Source organism: Pseudomonas abyssi (assembly GCF_002307495.1).
GTDB lineage: Bacteria > Pseudomonadota > Gammaproteobacteria > Pseudomonadales > Pseudomonadaceae > Halopseudomonas > Halopseudomonas abyssi.
Genome location: NZ_NTMR01000022.1, coordinates 50,060 through 63,640 on the forward strand (window position 1 = coordinate 50,060; position 13,581 = coordinate 63,640).

The following is a 13,581-nucleotide window of genomic DNA, read 5'->3' on the forward strand; positions in this document are numbered from 1 at the left end:
GCCTCCCGCTCAGCCCGCCAGCAACTGCTCCGCCTCTTCGCCAAAGGCCGGACCCGGGCGCACATCGATATCCCGCGGCCCCACCGGTTCGGCACATTCAGAGCACACCATCACCGGTTTCATGCGCTGACCGCAGCCCTTGTGATAATGCTCGATGGGCGCGCCACGCTCATCGGCCATCCAGGTATCACCCCAGCTGACCAGCGACAGAATCACCGGGTGCAGCGCCAGTCCCTTGTCGGTCAATCGATACTCTTCGCGCAGCGGACGCTGCTGGTAAGGCACCTTGACCAGCACCTCATGCTCGACCAGCTTTTTCAGGCGATCAGCCAGCAGGTGGCGCGTCAGACCAATACGCCGCTCGAAGGCGTCGAAGCGGCGTACGCCGAGAAAGCAGTCGCGCAGAATCAGCAACGTCCAGCGGTCACCCACCACCGCCAGCGTGCGAGACATCGAGCAGGGCTGCTCACCCAGTTCTTCCCAGCGCATGTATTAACCCTCCAGTTGAGGTGCTCAGAGTAGCTTGACAAGTTCCAAAATGAAACCCACTATCTAGTCAGTTCCAAAAAAGAACCATAGACAACAAGGACCATGCCATGACAGCAACTGCACCCGTAGCGGTGGTGATCGGCGCCGGTGATGCCACCGGTGGCGCCATCGCTCGCCGTTTTGCCCGAGAAGGCTTCACCTTGTGCGTCACCCGCCGCAATGCCGACAGCCTGAGCGAGCTGGTTGCCCAGATCGAGGCGGACGGCGGCAAGGCCCACGCCTTCGGCTGCGATGCGCGCAGCGAAGAGGAGATGGTGGGTCTGTTTGAGCACATCGAGCGGGAGATCGGCCCGGTTGAAGTGGCGATCTTCAACATCGGCGCCAACGTGCGCTTCGGTATTACCGAGACCACCGCCCGGGTCTATCGCAAGGTCTGGGAAATGGCGGGCTTCGCCGGCTTTCTGGCCGGCCGGGAGGCCGCCAGGGTGATGCTGCCGCGCGGCAAGGGCACCATCATCTTTACCGGCGCCACAGCGTCGCTGCGCGGCGGTTCGGGCTTCTCCGCCTTTGCCGGCGCCAAGTTCGCGCTGCGCGCGCTGGCCCAGAGCATGGCCCGCGAACTGGGCCCGCAGGGGATTCATGTCGCCCACCCGATCATCGACGGCGCCATCGATACCGCCTTTATCCGCGACAACTTCCCCGAGCGCTATGCCCTGAAAGATCAGGATGGCATCCTCAACCCCGAGCATATTGCCGACCAGTACTGGGCGATTCACGCGCAGCCGCGTGACAGCTGGACCCACGAACTGGACCTGCGGCCCTGGATGGAAACCTTTTAAACCCGCTCTGGAGAGAGAGTCATGAGCAAGACCATCGAGTTCTATTTTGACGTCGGCAGCCCGGCGAGTTATCTAGCCTGGACCCAGCTACCAGCCATCGCCGAGCGCACCGGCGCGACCCTGGTCTACAAACCCATGCTGCTGGGCGGCGTATTCATGGCCACCGGCAACAGCTCGCCGGCGACCGTACCGGCCAAGGGTGCGTATTCACGCATCGACATGCAGCGCTATGCCAACCGCTATGGCGTCACCCTGAACCAGAACCCCTTCTTCCCGATCAACACCCTGCAACTGATGCGCGCTGTCACGGCGTATCACGGCAGCCCCGAGTTCGACCGCCTGCTGGCCGCGATCTTCAACGCCATGTGGATCAGCGAACTGAACATGGGCGAGCCCGAAGTCGTCGGCAAGGTGCTGCTCGAGGCCGGCTTTGACCCGGCAGAGGTGATGGCCAAGGCCAGCGACCCTGTCGTCAAGGCGCAGCTCAAGAGCGCAACAGAAGAGGCTATCGGCCGCGGCGTCTTCGGCGCACCGACCTGCTTTGTCGATGGCGAGATGTTCTTTGGCCAGGACCGACTGGACTGGATCGAAGCAGCCGCGCGCAGCTGATCCGATTGACCAGCGGCATCCTCGCCGGTGCCGTTGGTCGGCTGCCGTCAAAACCCGCTTTGCAGCCAATTGACGGCCATCTCGGCGCGGCATACATTCGCCAACGATGAGCAGCGTTCCGGCGTCCTGCCCCTGCTCAGGGATTCCCTGTCCCTATCTTCCCGGATCTATCCACATGCTGTCCCTTGCCCTCAAGTGCGTCTTGGGTGCGCTGGCGGTGCTGCTGATTGCGCTGCTGGCGAAAACAAAGAGCTTTTACATTGCCGGCCTGGTGCCGCTGTTTCCGACCTTTGCGATCATTGCCCACTACATCGTCGGCAGCGAGCGACTGGCCAGCGACCTGCGTAGCACTGCCATTTTCGGCCTGTGGTCGCTGCTGCCCTATGCCGCGTACCTGTTTTCGATTGTGCTGCTGAGCGAGCGCTTTACGCTGCTGGTGACGCTGACCGTCGGTGCCCTGGCGTGGATGGTGGCGGCCGGCTTGCTGCTGACCGTCTGGACGCGAACCTACCCGGCTGTCTGAGCGGCGCGGGTGAGCGCCGCAGCAATCGGTGGACATGCCTTCGGTGTTGTCCGACGACAGCGGTTCAGACCTCAAGCAGAAAGGTGACTGGCCCGTCGTTAACCAGATGCACCTGCATATCGGCGCCAAAACGACCGGTTGCGACCTGCGGGTGCTGCGCACGCGCCTGAGTTACCAGATAGTTGAACAACGCCTCGGCTCGATCCGGCGGCGCGGCGGTGGAGAAGCCGGGGCGACGGCCCTTGCGGGTGTCGGCGGCCAGGGTGAACTGGGACACCAGCAGCAACCCGCCCTGCACGTCGGTCAGCGAGTCGTTCATGCGCCCATCGGCATCGGTGAACACCCGATATTCGAGCAGCCGTTTGAGCAGCTTGTCAGCGCTGGCCTCGTCGTCCTGCGGCTCGATGCCGACCAGCACCAGCAGCCCCCGATCAATCGAGCCGACACTCTCGCCCTCAACCTCGACCCGGGCCTGACTGACCCGTTGCAGCAATCCCTTCATCTCACTCGGCCTGCGGTGTCAGGTCGAGCAGGCGCCGCGCCATATCACCGGTCGCACGCACCAGTGCGTCGGCGATGCCCGGCTCGGAGGCGGCGTGGCCGGCATCGCGGATGATGTTCAGCTCGCTACCGGGCCAGCGCTGATGCAGCGCGTAGGCGTTATCCAGCGGGCAGACCATGTCGTAGCGACCGTGCACGATGATGCCGGGAATATGCGCAATGCGGTCCATATTGTTGAGCAACTGATCCGGCTCAAGGAAGGTTTTGTGGGCGAAGTAATGGCACTCGATCCGCGCAATGGCGTAGGCGCGACGAGCATCGCTGAAGCGCTCGATCACCTGCGGGCTGGGCCGCAGCGTCGCGCAGCGCCCTTCCCAGATCGACCAGGCCTTGGCGGCGTGCATGCGACAGATTTCATCATCACCGGTCAGGCGACGGTAATAGGCGGCCACCATGTCGGCACGCTCCTCCTCCGGGATCAGATCCAGATAGTCTTCCCAGTAGTCGGGGAAGATATGGCTGGCACCCTCCTGGTAGAACCAGCGGATGTCCTGTTCGCGGCACAGGAAGATCCCCCGCAGCACCATCCCCATCACCCGGTCCGGGTGTGCCTGGGCATAGGCCAGCGCCAGGGTAGAGCCCCAGGAGCCACCGAACAGCACCCACTTGTTGATCCCCAGATGCTCGCGCAGCGCTTCCATATCGGCCACCAGGTCGGCGGTGGTGTTGTTTTCCAGGCTGCCATGCGGCGTGGAGCGGCCACAGCCGCGCTGGTCGAAGGTAATGATGCGGTAGACCGAGGGGTCGAAGAAGCGACGGCTGAGGGCATCACATCCGGCGCCGGGGCCACCGTGAATGAAGACCACCGGCAGCCCATCGGACTGACCGCTTTCATCGGCATAGAGAACATGGGGGGACGTCACCGCCAGCTCGTGGCGGGCGAAGGGTTTGATCTCCGGGTACAACAGCTGCATGATGGGGCTCCCTGGCCTGAGCAGGCGCCGGCGCCGCTCACCTCACGTTGGAAAGCCCCACATTACTGACCCACGAGGCTGCTGTCACCTATGCGTTTGCTGCTTGCCCTGACCCTGCTGCTCGGCCTCGCCGGCTGCGGCCCGTCCAGCCCGGATGCCCGCCTGAATCAAGCCATTGCGGACTTCCAAAACGCCATTGAAGAGCGCGACCGCAGCGCCGTTCTGGCACTGCTGCACCCTGAATTCACGGCCCAGGACGAGTACGACAGCGAGTGGGCCGAGCGCACCCTGCAGTTGATGTTTCTGCGCAATCAGCGCATCGGCGTGCTGGTTACCAGCCAGCAGACCGACATTGACCCCGGCTACCCTGAACGCGCAGACAGCAGCGCCCGCGTTACCCTGACCGGCGCCGAGCGCTTTATCCCCAATAGCGCAGGCCAGTACGACCTGACCCTGGTGTGGCTGGACGACGACGGCGAGTGGCTGCTGCGCAGCCTCGACTGGCAGCCGGTACGCTGAGATGCACGCGCCCGATTACGCTGCGCTGGCGCGCATCGCTCTGGGGCACATCACCAAGGTCTATCCCCATAGCGGCCCCCAGCGGCTCACCAGCGCCAGCGACTGGCTCCCCCCCGAACAGGCTCACCCGCTGTTTTGCGGCAGCTACGACTGGCACTCCTGCGTGCACAGCCACTGGCTGCTGATACGCGTGCTCACTAGCGCGCCGCAGCTGGCGGAGGCAGAGGCTATCCGCCGGCGACTGCAGCAGTTCAACGACGCCGACGTCGCGGCCGAGATAGCGACCTTCGAGCGCCAGGGCGCAGGCTTCGAACGCCCCTACGGCTGGGCCTGGTTACTCAAGCTGCAGGCGGAGCTGCTGAGCAGCAACGAGCCGGCGGCAAGGCATGCGGCGCAGACCCTCCAGCCGCTGGCGGATCGACTGCGCCAGCGGCTGACGGATTACCTGCCGCGCCTGCCTTACCCCATTCGCAGCGGCCAGCACAACAACACCGCCTTCGCCCTGCTGCTGGTCTTGGACTACGCCAGCACGACGCAGGACCAGCCGCTGACGGAGCTGCTGCGCCAACGCAGTCTGGAGTGGTTTGCCAATGACGTGGCCTGCCCGGCCTGGGGCGAACCCGGCGGTGAAGACTTCCTGTCGCCCAGCCTGCAGCAGGCGGTACTGATGCAGCGGATAATGACGCCCGAGGCCTTCGGCGCCTGGCTGGCGGCTTTCTTCCCGCACCTGGCAAACGGGCAGCCCGCCGTGCTGCGCCAGCCCGTCAGCGTGCATGAGCGCAGCGACGGCAAGCTGGCGCATCTGGACGGCCTGAACCTCAGTCGCGCCTGGTGCTGGTTTCTGCTGGCGCAGAGCGCGCCGTACCTGCAGGCCACCGCCGAGGCACACCTGCAGGCCGCGCTGAATCACCTGCAGGACGACTACATGGGCAGCCACTGGCTGGCCAGCTTCGCCCTGCTGGCGCTGGAAGCTCAGCGCAGCTTGGTTTCACGCAACCTGAGCATGTAGTCCGGCGGCGCAAAGCTGTCGGCACGGGCTTGGGCCCAGTACTTCTTGAACAGATGCAGCTCGGCGCGACCATCCAGCAGCACACCCGGTTCAAGAAACTCGAACAGCTCGCTGTACGGGCGCACCTCATAGCGCGATACACGCCGAATAACGTGCTCCGGGCCTAGCTCGCTGGGATGCTTGAGCCCGGCCGCCTCCAGCATGTGCGCCAGCGCCAGCACGGTGTTGCGGTGGAAGTGATAGACCCGCTCGCTCTTGTCCGCCACATCCAGCCGCGCGCTGCGGCTTGGGTCCTGGGTGGCAACCCCGCTGGGGCATTTATCGCTGTGGCAGCTCAGGCTCTGGATGCAGCCAAGCGCAAACATGTAACCACGCGCCGCGTTGCACCAGTCGGCGCCGACCGCCAGGGTACGGGCGATATTGAAGGCGGTGGTGATCTTGCCGGCCGCGCCGATATGAATCTTCTCGCGCAGGTTGGCGCCCACCAGCGTGTTGTGCACCAGCAGCAGGCCGTCGGTCATCGGTGTGCCGAGACGGTTGATAAACTCCAGCGGCGCCGCACCGGTACCGCCCTCTCCCCCGTCGACGACGATGAAGTCCGGGTGCTGGCCGGTCTCCAGCATCGCCTTGACGATACCGAACCACTCCCACGGATGACCAATCGCCAGCTTGAACCCCACCGGCTTGCCGCCGGACAGCGCACGCAATTGGCCGATGAAGTCCATCAACTCCAGCGGCGTCGAGAATGCCGAATGGCTGGCCGGCGACACCACATCCTCCCCGACCGGCACCCCGCGTGCCTCCGCGATCTCCGCCGACACCTTGGCGCCGGGCAGGATGCCGCCATGACCGGGCTTGGCGCCCTGCGACAGCTTGATCTCGATCATCTTGACCTGCGGCAGGCGGGCGTTGCGCTCGAACAGCGCAGCATCAAAACCGCCATCCGCGGTGCGACAACCGAAGTAACCCGAACCAATCTCCCAGACCAGGTCGCCGCCGGGACGCAGGTGATAGCGTGAAATCGAGCCTTCGCCGGTATCGTGATAGAAACCGCCCTTCTTCGCCCCGGTGTTGAGCGCCAGAATGGCGTTGGCCGACAGCGAGCCGAAACTCATCGCGGAAATATTGAATACGCTGACATCGTAGGGCTGACTGGTATCCGGGTGGCTGCCCACCCGTACGCGGAAATTGCTGTCGGCAATATGCACCGGCGCCAGCGAATGATTGAGCCACTCGTAGCCTTCCTCGTTCATACGGTTGAGCGAGCCAAAGGGCTTCTTGTCGAGCACATTCTTGGCGCGCTGGTAGACCACGCTGCGCTGCTCGCGGGAAAACGGCAGCTCGTCGGTGTCGGACTGGATGAAATACTGGCGCAGCTCCGGGCCGATGGACTCCAGCATGTAACGAAAGTGCGCCAGTACCGGATAGTTGCGGCTGATGGTGCGGCGTCGCTGGCACACATCCCATAGCCCCAGCAGAGCCAGCGCCAGCAGCGGCGCAGCCAACAGCCACCAGAGAGGAGAAAGCAGCGTCAATGCCAGGCCCACCAGGGCACCCAGCACACACATGGACCAGGTTAGAAAACGCAGGGGAATTGCGGTCAGGCGCATACGGCCGTCCTTATAGTCAGTACATCAGGCCTGACGATAGATACCATATCCCTCCGACAGCTGCACGGCCGGCACGCTAGTGACTGAGGCATGGTGCAGCGAACAACTCACCGCGCCAGGCGCCACGTAGCGTGCCAGCCATGACCAACAGCCAGAGCAGAACCAGCGCAACTACCAGTAACTCACCAAACCGGCTGAAGAACGCAAGCCCCAGGACCTCGGCCAATGCCAACGTCGCCAACGCGTAGACCCCCAGTGGAAAGGTGAACGCCCACCAGCCCAGATTGAAGGGAATACCGTCACGCAGGTAGCGGCCCAGTATCAGCAACGCCAGCAGCAACCACCACAGCCCCAGCCCCCAGAGCAGCAGACCGCCGATCACCCCTACCCCCTGTGCCACGCTGCCAACCTCGGCCAAGCCCTGCGCTGAAAAAACGCCGCTCGCATCCTGCCCCAGCAGCAGCAACCCCAGCGCGCCAGTGCCAAGCGGCCCCAGCGCCAGCCAGCTGGAAGCCGCCATATCGCGCGGCGGCAATTTATGCACCGCCATGCGCAGCAGCAGAATAACCAGAATGCTCAGCGCCACCGGTACCGAGCAGGCCCAGAGTACGTAGCTGGTAATCAGCACCACGTAGGCGTCTGCCGGTGGCAGCAAGGGAATCATCAGCCCACCGCTGGCCGCCGCCACCTCGGCGGCGACCACCGGCAACAGCCAGACAGCTGTCATGCGGTCGATACTGTGTTCCTGGCGGGTAAACATCAGATAGGGGATGACCACACCACAGGCCAGCGCCATAGCCACGTCGAGCCACCAGATCGGCAACATCAATGCCCGTACGCCGTCCCCCCAGAGCGCCACCCCGTAGCTGGGAAGACCGTTGAGCAGGGTCGCCAGCGCCATGGGAATGGTGCCGATGAACATGGACACCGTGGCGTGACCGAAGATGCGCCGCGCCTGATCGAAGTAGCACAGCCAGCGCAGCGCATAGAGCACAGAAAACAATGCAAACAGCAACAGACTGGCCAGCCATACCCCCTGACCGAGCCCAGGCGCGCCCAGCGTCGGCAGGGCCAAAGCCAGGATACCGGTGCCCATCACTACGGCAAACCAGTTAGGCGTAAATTGGCGGATGACCTCGCGCGGGCTATCCAGGTGCTGCAGCGGACGCAGCTGCATGGGGCTGGGATACAGACGTGGCATGATGCTCTCCGGTCGAAATATCAAACCATTCTAAGCACCTTTTAAATCGATATAAGCGGATATTTCAGGTTTTGGTGATCGGTTTTACCGAACAAAGCACGACTGCGACTGGCACTCTTTGTGCTTCACTGAAGTGAGCTGTCAGACAAGAGAAAACACCATGTCGTCCTCCGATCTTTCCTGCCAGGCGCCAGACCTACGGCTGATCAGCCTGCAGAGCACCTGCCTGATTGCCTGCTGGCTAGCCGAGCATGGGCTGCCGGTCGCGCCTGTGCTGCAGGACAGCGGCCTGAGCCTGGACGACCTGCAGACGCCTTCGCTGCTGATTACGCCGGAGCAGGAACAACAGGTGTTCGCCAACACCGTCAGGCTGACCGCCGACCCGCTGATCGGTCTCAAGCTTGGCCAACGCATGCGCGTCTCTGCGTATGGCCAGCTGGGCTACGCGATGCTCTCGGCCCCCACGCTGTTTGATGCGCTGCAGGTCATGCTGGCATTTCCGGTTCTGCTCGGCAGTTACTTCCGACTGCAGTTGGAGACCCTGCCGGATGGCCAGCTCGCCCTGCGCGCGGACCACTATCACGCATCGCCCGCCCTGCGGCTGTTCAATGTCGAGCTGTGCCTCTCCTCAATCAAGGCCATGCTGGACGACGCCCTTGGCGCCCAGCTGCAGCTCGGCGCCGTGCACCTGAGCACGAGCACGCCCGCCCACGGCGATCAATACCCTCATTACGTCGGAGCCTGCCCGCTGCTGGCCGGTCAGGACGCCGAGCGGCTGGTGTTTGCGCCCGGAACGCTGGACGCCATATTGCCGCTGGCCGAACCGGTTACGCACTTCGAGGCCAGGCGTCACTGCCAGACAGTGCAGGACAGTTTCCGTCCGGAACCCTCGGCACTGGTCAGTCAGCTCAGTGCCCAGCTCGAGCAACAACTCGAAGCGCCGCCGTCACTTGAGCAACTGGCGACCCAGCTGCACTGCACCAGCCGGACCCTGCGTCGCCACCTGCAGCGCGACGGCTACGGCTACCAACAGTTGCTGGATCAACTGCGCTTCCGGCGTGCCAAACAGTTGCTGGACCACCAACAGCTGCCCATCTACGCCATTGCCGAACAGCTCGGTTTCAGCGAGACCGCCAGCTTCCGCCATGCCTTCCAGCGCTGGTCGGGCACCACACCACGGGCCTGGCGGCAAAGCCAGCCGCACGCGCACAACCCTCTCTGACGCCGGCGAAACGGATTTCACCGGCCACACGACTGTCCGTTTCGATCCCTTTTCTGTCCCTCTGCAGCATTTCCCGCGGCCTCGGTGCGCGCCATGATCGATGGCAACCGAGTCAGCAGCCACAGGATTTGCCATGCAGACGTTCTACAGCGACGACCATCGACTGCACCACGCCAACGCCGAACTCAACGAAGGCCAGCTCATGCCCTGCTTCGAGATGCCCTCGCGCGCCGATATGGTGCTGGAGCAGGTGAAACGAACCGGATTGGGGCCGATCAGCGAACCGCAGGACTTTGGGCTGGCACCGCTCAAGCGCGTGCACAGCCCGGAGTTTGTCGACTTTATCCAGAGTGCCTGGCAACGCTGGAGCGCCCTCGGCCGCAGTCACGACATGCTGCCGCTGGCCTGGCCGTTGCGACGGCTGCCGTCACGCTGCCCGGAAGACATCGACGGCCAGCTCGGCTACTACAGCTTTGATGTCGGCGCGCCGCTGACCGCAGGCAGCTGGCAGGCGATCTACAGCAGTGCGCAGGTCGCGCTGACGGCGCAGGCCCACCTGTGCGCTGGCGCGCACGCGGCCTTCGCGCTATGCCGGCCGCCCGGACACCACGCCGGGATCGACTACATGGGCGGCTACTGTTATCTGAACAACGCGGCCATTGCTGCGCAGGCCATGCTCGATCAGGGCGCCGGCAAGGTCGCCATCCTCGATGTCGACTTCCACCACGGCAACGGCACCCAGGACATTTTCTATCAACGCCCGGATGTGCTCTTTACCTCGATCCACGGTGACCCGCGCAACGAGTATCCGTGCTTTGCCGGCTACGCCGACGAGCGCGGTGAAGGCACCGGCCTTGGCTACAACCACAATTACCCGCTGCCCGCCGGCAGCGACTGGGGTGTCTGGTCGCAGGCGCTGCGCGATGCGCTGCGGCAGATTGCCGGGTTCGGTGCGGATTATCTGATCGTCTCGCTCGGCGTGGATACCTATCTGGCCGACCCCATTTCCAGCTTCAAGCTCGACAGCCCCGACTATCTGAAGATGGGCGAGCTGATCGCCGGGCTCGGGCTGCCCACGCTCTTTGTCATGGAGGGCGGCTACGCCGTGGAAGAAATCGGCATCAACGCCGTCAACGTCCTCAGCGCATTCGATGCAACCGTCACCACTCAAGGAGAAGCCCAATGAAACTGGCAAGCACGTTGGGGCTGATCGCCCCCTTGGCCGCACTGTCGTTCAGTGCACTGGCCGCCGACCAGGTGAAGATCTACAACTGGTTCGACTACACCCCACAAACCACGCTGGACGGCTTTCAGACCGAAACCGGCATCACTCCGACGCTGGATACCTTCGATTCCAACGAGGTATTGGAAGCCAAATTGCTGTCCGGCCGATCCGGCTATGACGTGGTGGTGCCAAGCGACAGCTTTCTCGCCAAACAACGTCAGGCCGGCGCCTTTCAGCCGCTGGACAAAAGCCTGCTGCCGAACCTTGGCAACCTCAACCCGGACCTGATGAAGGTGCTGGAGGGCAGTGACCCGGGTAACCAGTACGCCGTGCCCTACATGTGGGGCACCAACGGCATCGGCTACAACCCGGAGAAAGTCCGCGCGGCGCTGGGTGACGATGCGCCGGTCGACTCCTGGGCACTGGTCTTCGACCCGGCGAACATGGAAAAACTGGCCGAGTGCGGCGTCGCCTTCCTCGACTCGCCGTCGGAAATCCTGCCGGGCGCGCTGCACTATCTGGGCCTGGACCCGAACAGCACCAAGAGCGAGGACTACGACGCCGCCGTCGCCATGATGAGCAAGATCCAGCCCTACGTGCGCTACTTCAACTCCTCGCGCTTTCTCAACGACATCGCCAACGGTGAAATCTGCGTTGCTGTCGCCTGGTCCGGCAGCATCCTGCAGGCGAACTCCCGCGCGCAGGAAGCCAACAACGGCGTGCACCTTGAGTACCGCATTCCGAAAGAAGGGGCACAGGTCTGGTTTGACCTGATGGCGATTCCGAAGGACGCACCCAACCCGGCGGCGGCGCACGCCTTTATCAACTACCTGCTCAAGCCTGAAGTGGTTGCTGAGATCAGCAACGTGGTGGGCTACGCCAACCCCAACGCCGCCGCGACCGAGCTGGTCAATGAAAGCCTGCGCAACAACCCCGGTGCCTATCCGCCGGCCGAGGTACAGGCCCGCCTGTTTACCCTCAAGCCGCTGCCGCTGGCCGCCGAGCGTGTGCGTACGCGTGCCTGGAACAAGATCAAGACCGGACAATAAGACCGGAGCTGTCCTAGCCAACAAAAAACCGCAGTGATGCGGTTTTTTGCTGATTTTCCGATCAGGCACAGGAGATACGCCGTAGTACAAATCCAGAGCGTTTTGCCAAATGCTCGCATGGTGGAGTGGGCACCGGGGTTCGTCCCGTTTACGCGGGCGAGTAGCGCAGATTTGTCGGGAAAAAGAGCCACAGGATGTCTGAGGGGGCGGAGCCCCCGAGTTTTGTGGCTCACCTCGCCGGCCACCCCGACAAATCGAGCAACGCAGTGAACCCGCAGGGCCGCGTAGTCGGGTGCCCCGGGGATCGCTAAGGGGGGGCTGGGCAAGCAGCCCCCCTTGGCTCGCCGGGAAGGCGAAAGGCTAGCTCAGTAACAGCTAAGTGCAGGAAACGGTCGAACGAGAGTGATGATCACCTTGAAAGCTCCCGACCAAACACAAAAAACCCGCATCACTGCGGGTTTTCATGCCTGCTGGAATCACACACCCATCGGCTTGACCCCGATCCAGGCACCATGCAAGTAGAACGCGAAGGCCGCCCAGGCGACCAGGCCAACCACCACTACCACCGCGTCCATCACCGGCTTGCCCTTGCCGTAGCTGACGCCGGCAGCACGATCGCGCTTGCGCGAAACCACAAACAGCGCGGTGGCCCAGGCGAGGAAGCCGCCGAACAGCAGCAGGTCCGCCAGCGAGCCGTTGGCAATCAGGTGCGCCAGCGCCCAGAACTTCACACCCAGCAACATCGGATGGCCGACTCGCGCCTTGATGCAGGAACCGGGGATGTAGGTCGCGACGATGAGGATAAACGCGGGGATGGTCAGCAGAGCGGCCAGGTGACGCGTCCAGACCGGCGAGATCCACAGCCAGGTGGGGCTCATGCGCGCCTGCCCGTAACCGTAGATGATCAATACAAAGCCGACAATCGACACCAGCGCATAGATGCCCTTCCAGGCCAGCGGCCCTTTGGCGGCGATGAACGAGGCGCGCTTGTCAGCGGCGAACAGGCGTGCGGAATGCATGCCCAGAAACAGTATCAGGCCCAATATCAGCAGCAGCATCACGGTACTCCGTTGTTATGGTTATGGTGCGCCGCTCTGCATTGGAGCGGCGTTGCCATCTTACTCCAGCCGCGCTTTCAGAGAACCGCCCTCTTCCCCCTCCAGCACCAGTGCGCCGGTTTCATCAAGGCGGAAACGGCTGGCCTGCTCCAGGCTCTGTACGAAGCGCGTCTCCTGCTGGTTCAACGAGGGAGCACAGGCCTTGCGGGTGGTCGCGAGCTGGCTAACCGTCAGGTTGCGCCCTTGCACCTCGTAGGCACCAACGTAGTTGTTGCAGCTGGCGCGGCCAGACACGCGACCGTCATTGCCGAAGTTGAGCGTCACCCGCGAGCGGTCGATGATGCCGCCGCCGTTAATGTCCTCAACCACCCACTCTCCGGCCTGCAGGATCAGTGCACCCGCCGGCTCACACTCGGGAAAGGTGTCACCCTTGATGGTCAGCATGCCCTTGTCACCCTTGTTCCAGAAACTGGTGGTACTGTCTTGCGGGTCCTCGTAACGGGCGCCTGAGGCACTGACCACCTGTTTGAGAATGTACTGTCCATGCACAGCTTCGATCAGCGCTTCCTCGTTATGCAGGGTGACGCGCACCGGAGTCCCCCCGCACTGCAGAATCATCACCCCGCTGCTGGGCAGTGCCTCGGCACTGGGGGGCGGTGGGGCCTGGTCGTTACCGGACATACCGGCACAGCCGACCAGCAGAGTACTCAGCAGTGCCGTTGCCATCAGGCCTTGGCGTTGGGTCATCGTCTA

15 protein-coding genes are annotated in these 13,581 nt (G+C 63.5%); 8 read left to right on the top strand and 7 right to left on the bottom strand.

Translation table 11 applies throughout. The annotated features are described in order from the left end of the window. Positions 1-9: 9 nt before the first annotated feature. Complete coding sequence (locus CNQ84_RS15760) at positions 10-489, bottom strand: winged helix-turn-helix transcriptional regulator (RefSeq protein WP_096005791.1); 480 nt, start codon at positions 487-489, stop codon at positions 10-12. Positions 490-596: 107 nt separating this feature from the next. Here CNQ84_RS15760 and CNQ84_RS15765 point away from each other — a divergent pair, with 107 nt between their 5' ends. The 3 genes from CNQ84_RS15765 (at position 597) to CNQ84_RS15775 (ending at position 2,460) form a co-directional block, all read left to right on the top strand. After that, on the top strand, positions 597-1,328 hold the full coding sequence (locus CNQ84_RS15765) for an SDR family oxidoreductase (protein ID WP_096005792.1): 732 nt from the start codon (positions 597-599) through the stop codon (positions 1,326-1,328). A gap of 21 nt (positions 1,329-1,349) precedes the next feature. Continuing rightward, entirely contained in the window at positions 1,350-1,937 is a 588-nt protein-coding gene (locus tag CNQ84_RS15770) for a 2-hydroxychromene-2-carboxylate isomerase (protein WP_096005793.1), read from the top strand. 178 nt (positions 1,938-2,115) lie between these two features. Then, positions 2,116-2,460, top strand: coding sequence for a GlpM family protein (locus tag CNQ84_RS15775; protein ID WP_217350116.1), 345 nt, complete (start codon positions 2,116-2,118; stop codon positions 2,458-2,460). Positions 2,461-2,524: 64 nt separating this feature from the next. Here CNQ84_RS15775 and dtd read toward each other — a convergent pair whose 3' ends face one another. Both dtd and pip read right to left on the bottom strand, forming a co-directional pair. Then, positions 2,525-2,962 carry a D-aminoacyl-tRNA deacylase gene (gene dtd / locus CNQ84_RS15780; RefSeq protein WP_096005795.1) on the bottom strand — a complete coding sequence of 146 codons (438 nt, stop codon included), beginning with the start codon at positions 2,960-2,962 and terminating at the stop codon, positions 2,525-2,527. A gap of 1 nt (position 2,963) precedes the next feature. Continuing rightward, complete coding sequence (pip, locus tag CNQ84_RS15785; RefSeq protein WP_096005796.1) at positions 2,964-3,935, bottom strand: prolyl aminopeptidase; 972 nt, start codon at positions 3,933-3,935, stop codon at positions 2,964-2,966. 90 nt (positions 3,936-4,025) lie between these two features. Between pip and CNQ84_RS15790 the strand changes: the two genes are divergently transcribed. Further along, entirely contained in the window at positions 4,026-4,454 is a 429-nt protein-coding gene (locus CNQ84_RS15790; protein ID WP_096005797.1) for a hypothetical protein, read from the top strand. 1 nt (position 4,455) lies between these two features. Continuing rightward, entirely contained in the window at positions 4,456-5,463 is a 1,008-nt protein-coding gene (locus tag CNQ84_RS15795) for a DUF2891 domain-containing protein (RefSeq protein WP_096005798.1), read from the top strand. Here the strand turns inward: CNQ84_RS15795 and CNQ84_RS15800 are convergent. After that, the gene (locus CNQ84_RS15800) at positions 5,427-7,073 is read right to left on the bottom strand and encodes an FMN-binding glutamate synthase family protein (RefSeq protein WP_096005799.1); all 1,647 of its coding nucleotides are present in this window, start codon (positions 7,071-7,073) and stop codon (positions 5,427-5,429) included. The genes CNQ84_RS15795 and CNQ84_RS15800 overlap by 37 nt on opposite strands. Positions 7,074-7,149: 76 nt before the next feature. Next, on the bottom strand, positions 7,150-8,274 hold the full coding sequence (locus CNQ84_RS15805) for an SLAC1 family transporter (RefSeq protein WP_096005800.1): 1,125 nt from the start codon (positions 8,272-8,274) through the stop codon (positions 7,150-7,152). A 160-nt stretch (positions 8,275-8,434) separates the two neighbouring features. Here CNQ84_RS15805 and CNQ84_RS15810 point away from each other — a divergent pair, with 160 nt between their 5' ends. From CNQ84_RS15810 to CNQ84_RS15820, 3 genes are all read left to right on the top strand, one after another. Further along, the gene (locus CNQ84_RS15810; protein WP_096005801.1) at positions 8,435-9,496 is read left to right on the top strand and encodes an AraC family transcriptional regulator; all 1,062 of its coding nucleotides are present in this window, start codon (positions 8,435-8,437) and stop codon (positions 9,494-9,496) included. A gap of 133 nt (positions 9,497-9,629) precedes the next feature. Beyond that, positions 9,630-10,682, top strand: coding sequence for a histone deacetylase family protein (locus CNQ84_RS15815; RefSeq protein ID WP_096005802.1), 1,053 nt, complete (start codon positions 9,630-9,632; stop codon positions 10,680-10,682). A gap of 2 nt (positions 10,683-10,684) precedes the next feature. Then, positions 10,685-11,770, top strand: a complete 1,086-nt coding sequence (locus CNQ84_RS15820) for a polyamine ABC transporter substrate-binding protein (protein ID WP_425439978.1) — start codon at positions 10,685-10,687, stop codon at positions 11,768-11,770. A gap of 476 nt (positions 11,771-12,246) precedes the next feature. Here CNQ84_RS15820 and CNQ84_RS15825 read toward each other — a convergent pair whose 3' ends face one another. Beyond that, positions 12,247-12,828 carry an NnrU family protein gene (locus tag CNQ84_RS15825; protein ID WP_065336171.1) on the bottom strand — a complete coding sequence of 194 codons (582 nt, stop codon included), beginning with the start codon at positions 12,826-12,828 and terminating at the stop codon, positions 12,247-12,249. Positions 12,829-12,888: 60 nt separating this feature from the next. Further along, positions 12,889-13,575: an META domain-containing protein gene (locus CNQ84_RS15830; RefSeq protein WP_096005804.1), complete on the bottom strand. Its 687-nt coding sequence runs from the start codon at positions 13,573-13,575 to the stop codon at positions 12,889-12,891. Positions 13,576-13,581: the final 6 nt, after the last annotated feature.

What these genes read in the sequence shown, in the direction of transcription:
- pip (WP_096005796.1), bottom strand. Translation starts at nt 3,935, where the DNA reads ATGCAGCTGTTGTACCCGGAGATCAAACCCTTCGCCCGCCACGAGCTG.
- CNQ84_RS15770 (WP_096005793.1), top strand. Translation starts at nt 1,350, where the DNA reads ATGAGCAAGACCATCGAGTTCTATTTTGACGTCGGCAGCCCGGCGAGT.
- CNQ84_RS15830 (WP_096005804.1), bottom strand. Translation starts at nt 13,575, where the DNA reads ATGACCCAACGCCAAGGCCTGATGGCAACGGCACTGCTGAGTACTCTG.
- CNQ84_RS15825 (WP_065336171.1), bottom strand. Translation starts at nt 12,828, where the DNA reads ATGCTGCTGCTGATATTGGGCCTGATACTGTTTCTGGGCATGCATTCC.
- CNQ84_RS15765 (WP_096005792.1), top strand. Translation starts at nt 597, where the DNA reads ATGACAGCAACTGCACCCGTAGCGGTGGTGATCGGCGCCGGTGATGCC.
- CNQ84_RS15795 (WP_096005798.1), top strand. Translation starts at nt 4,456, where the DNA reads ATGCACGCGCCCGATTACGCTGCGCTGGCGCGCATCGCTCTGGGGCAC.
- CNQ84_RS15800 (WP_096005799.1), bottom strand. Translation starts at nt 7,073, where the DNA reads ATGCGCCTGACCGCAATTCCCCTGCGTTTTCTAACCTGGTCCATGTGT.
- CNQ84_RS15790 (WP_096005797.1), top strand. Translation starts at nt 4,026, where the DNA reads ATGCGTTTGCTGCTTGCCCTGACCCTGCTGCTCGGCCTCGCCGGCTGC.
- CNQ84_RS15805 (WP_096005800.1), bottom strand. Translation starts at nt 8,274, where the DNA reads ATGCCACGTCTGTATCCCAGCCCCATGCAGCTGCGTCCGCTGCAGCAC.
- dtd (WP_096005795.1), bottom strand. Translation starts at nt 2,962, where the DNA reads ATGAAGGGATTGCTGCAACGGGTCAGTCAGGCCCGGGTCGAGGTTGAG.
- CNQ84_RS15810 (WP_096005801.1), top strand. Translation starts at nt 8,435, where the DNA reads ATGTCGTCCTCCGATCTTTCCTGCCAGGCGCCAGACCTACGGCTGATC.
- CNQ84_RS15760 (WP_096005791.1), bottom strand. Translation starts at nt 489, where the DNA reads ATGCGCTGGGAAGAACTGGGTGAGCAGCCCTGCTCGATGTCTCGCACG.
- CNQ84_RS15815 (WP_096005802.1), top strand. Translation starts at nt 9,630, where the DNA reads ATGCAGACGTTCTACAGCGACGACCATCGACTGCACCACGCCAACGCC.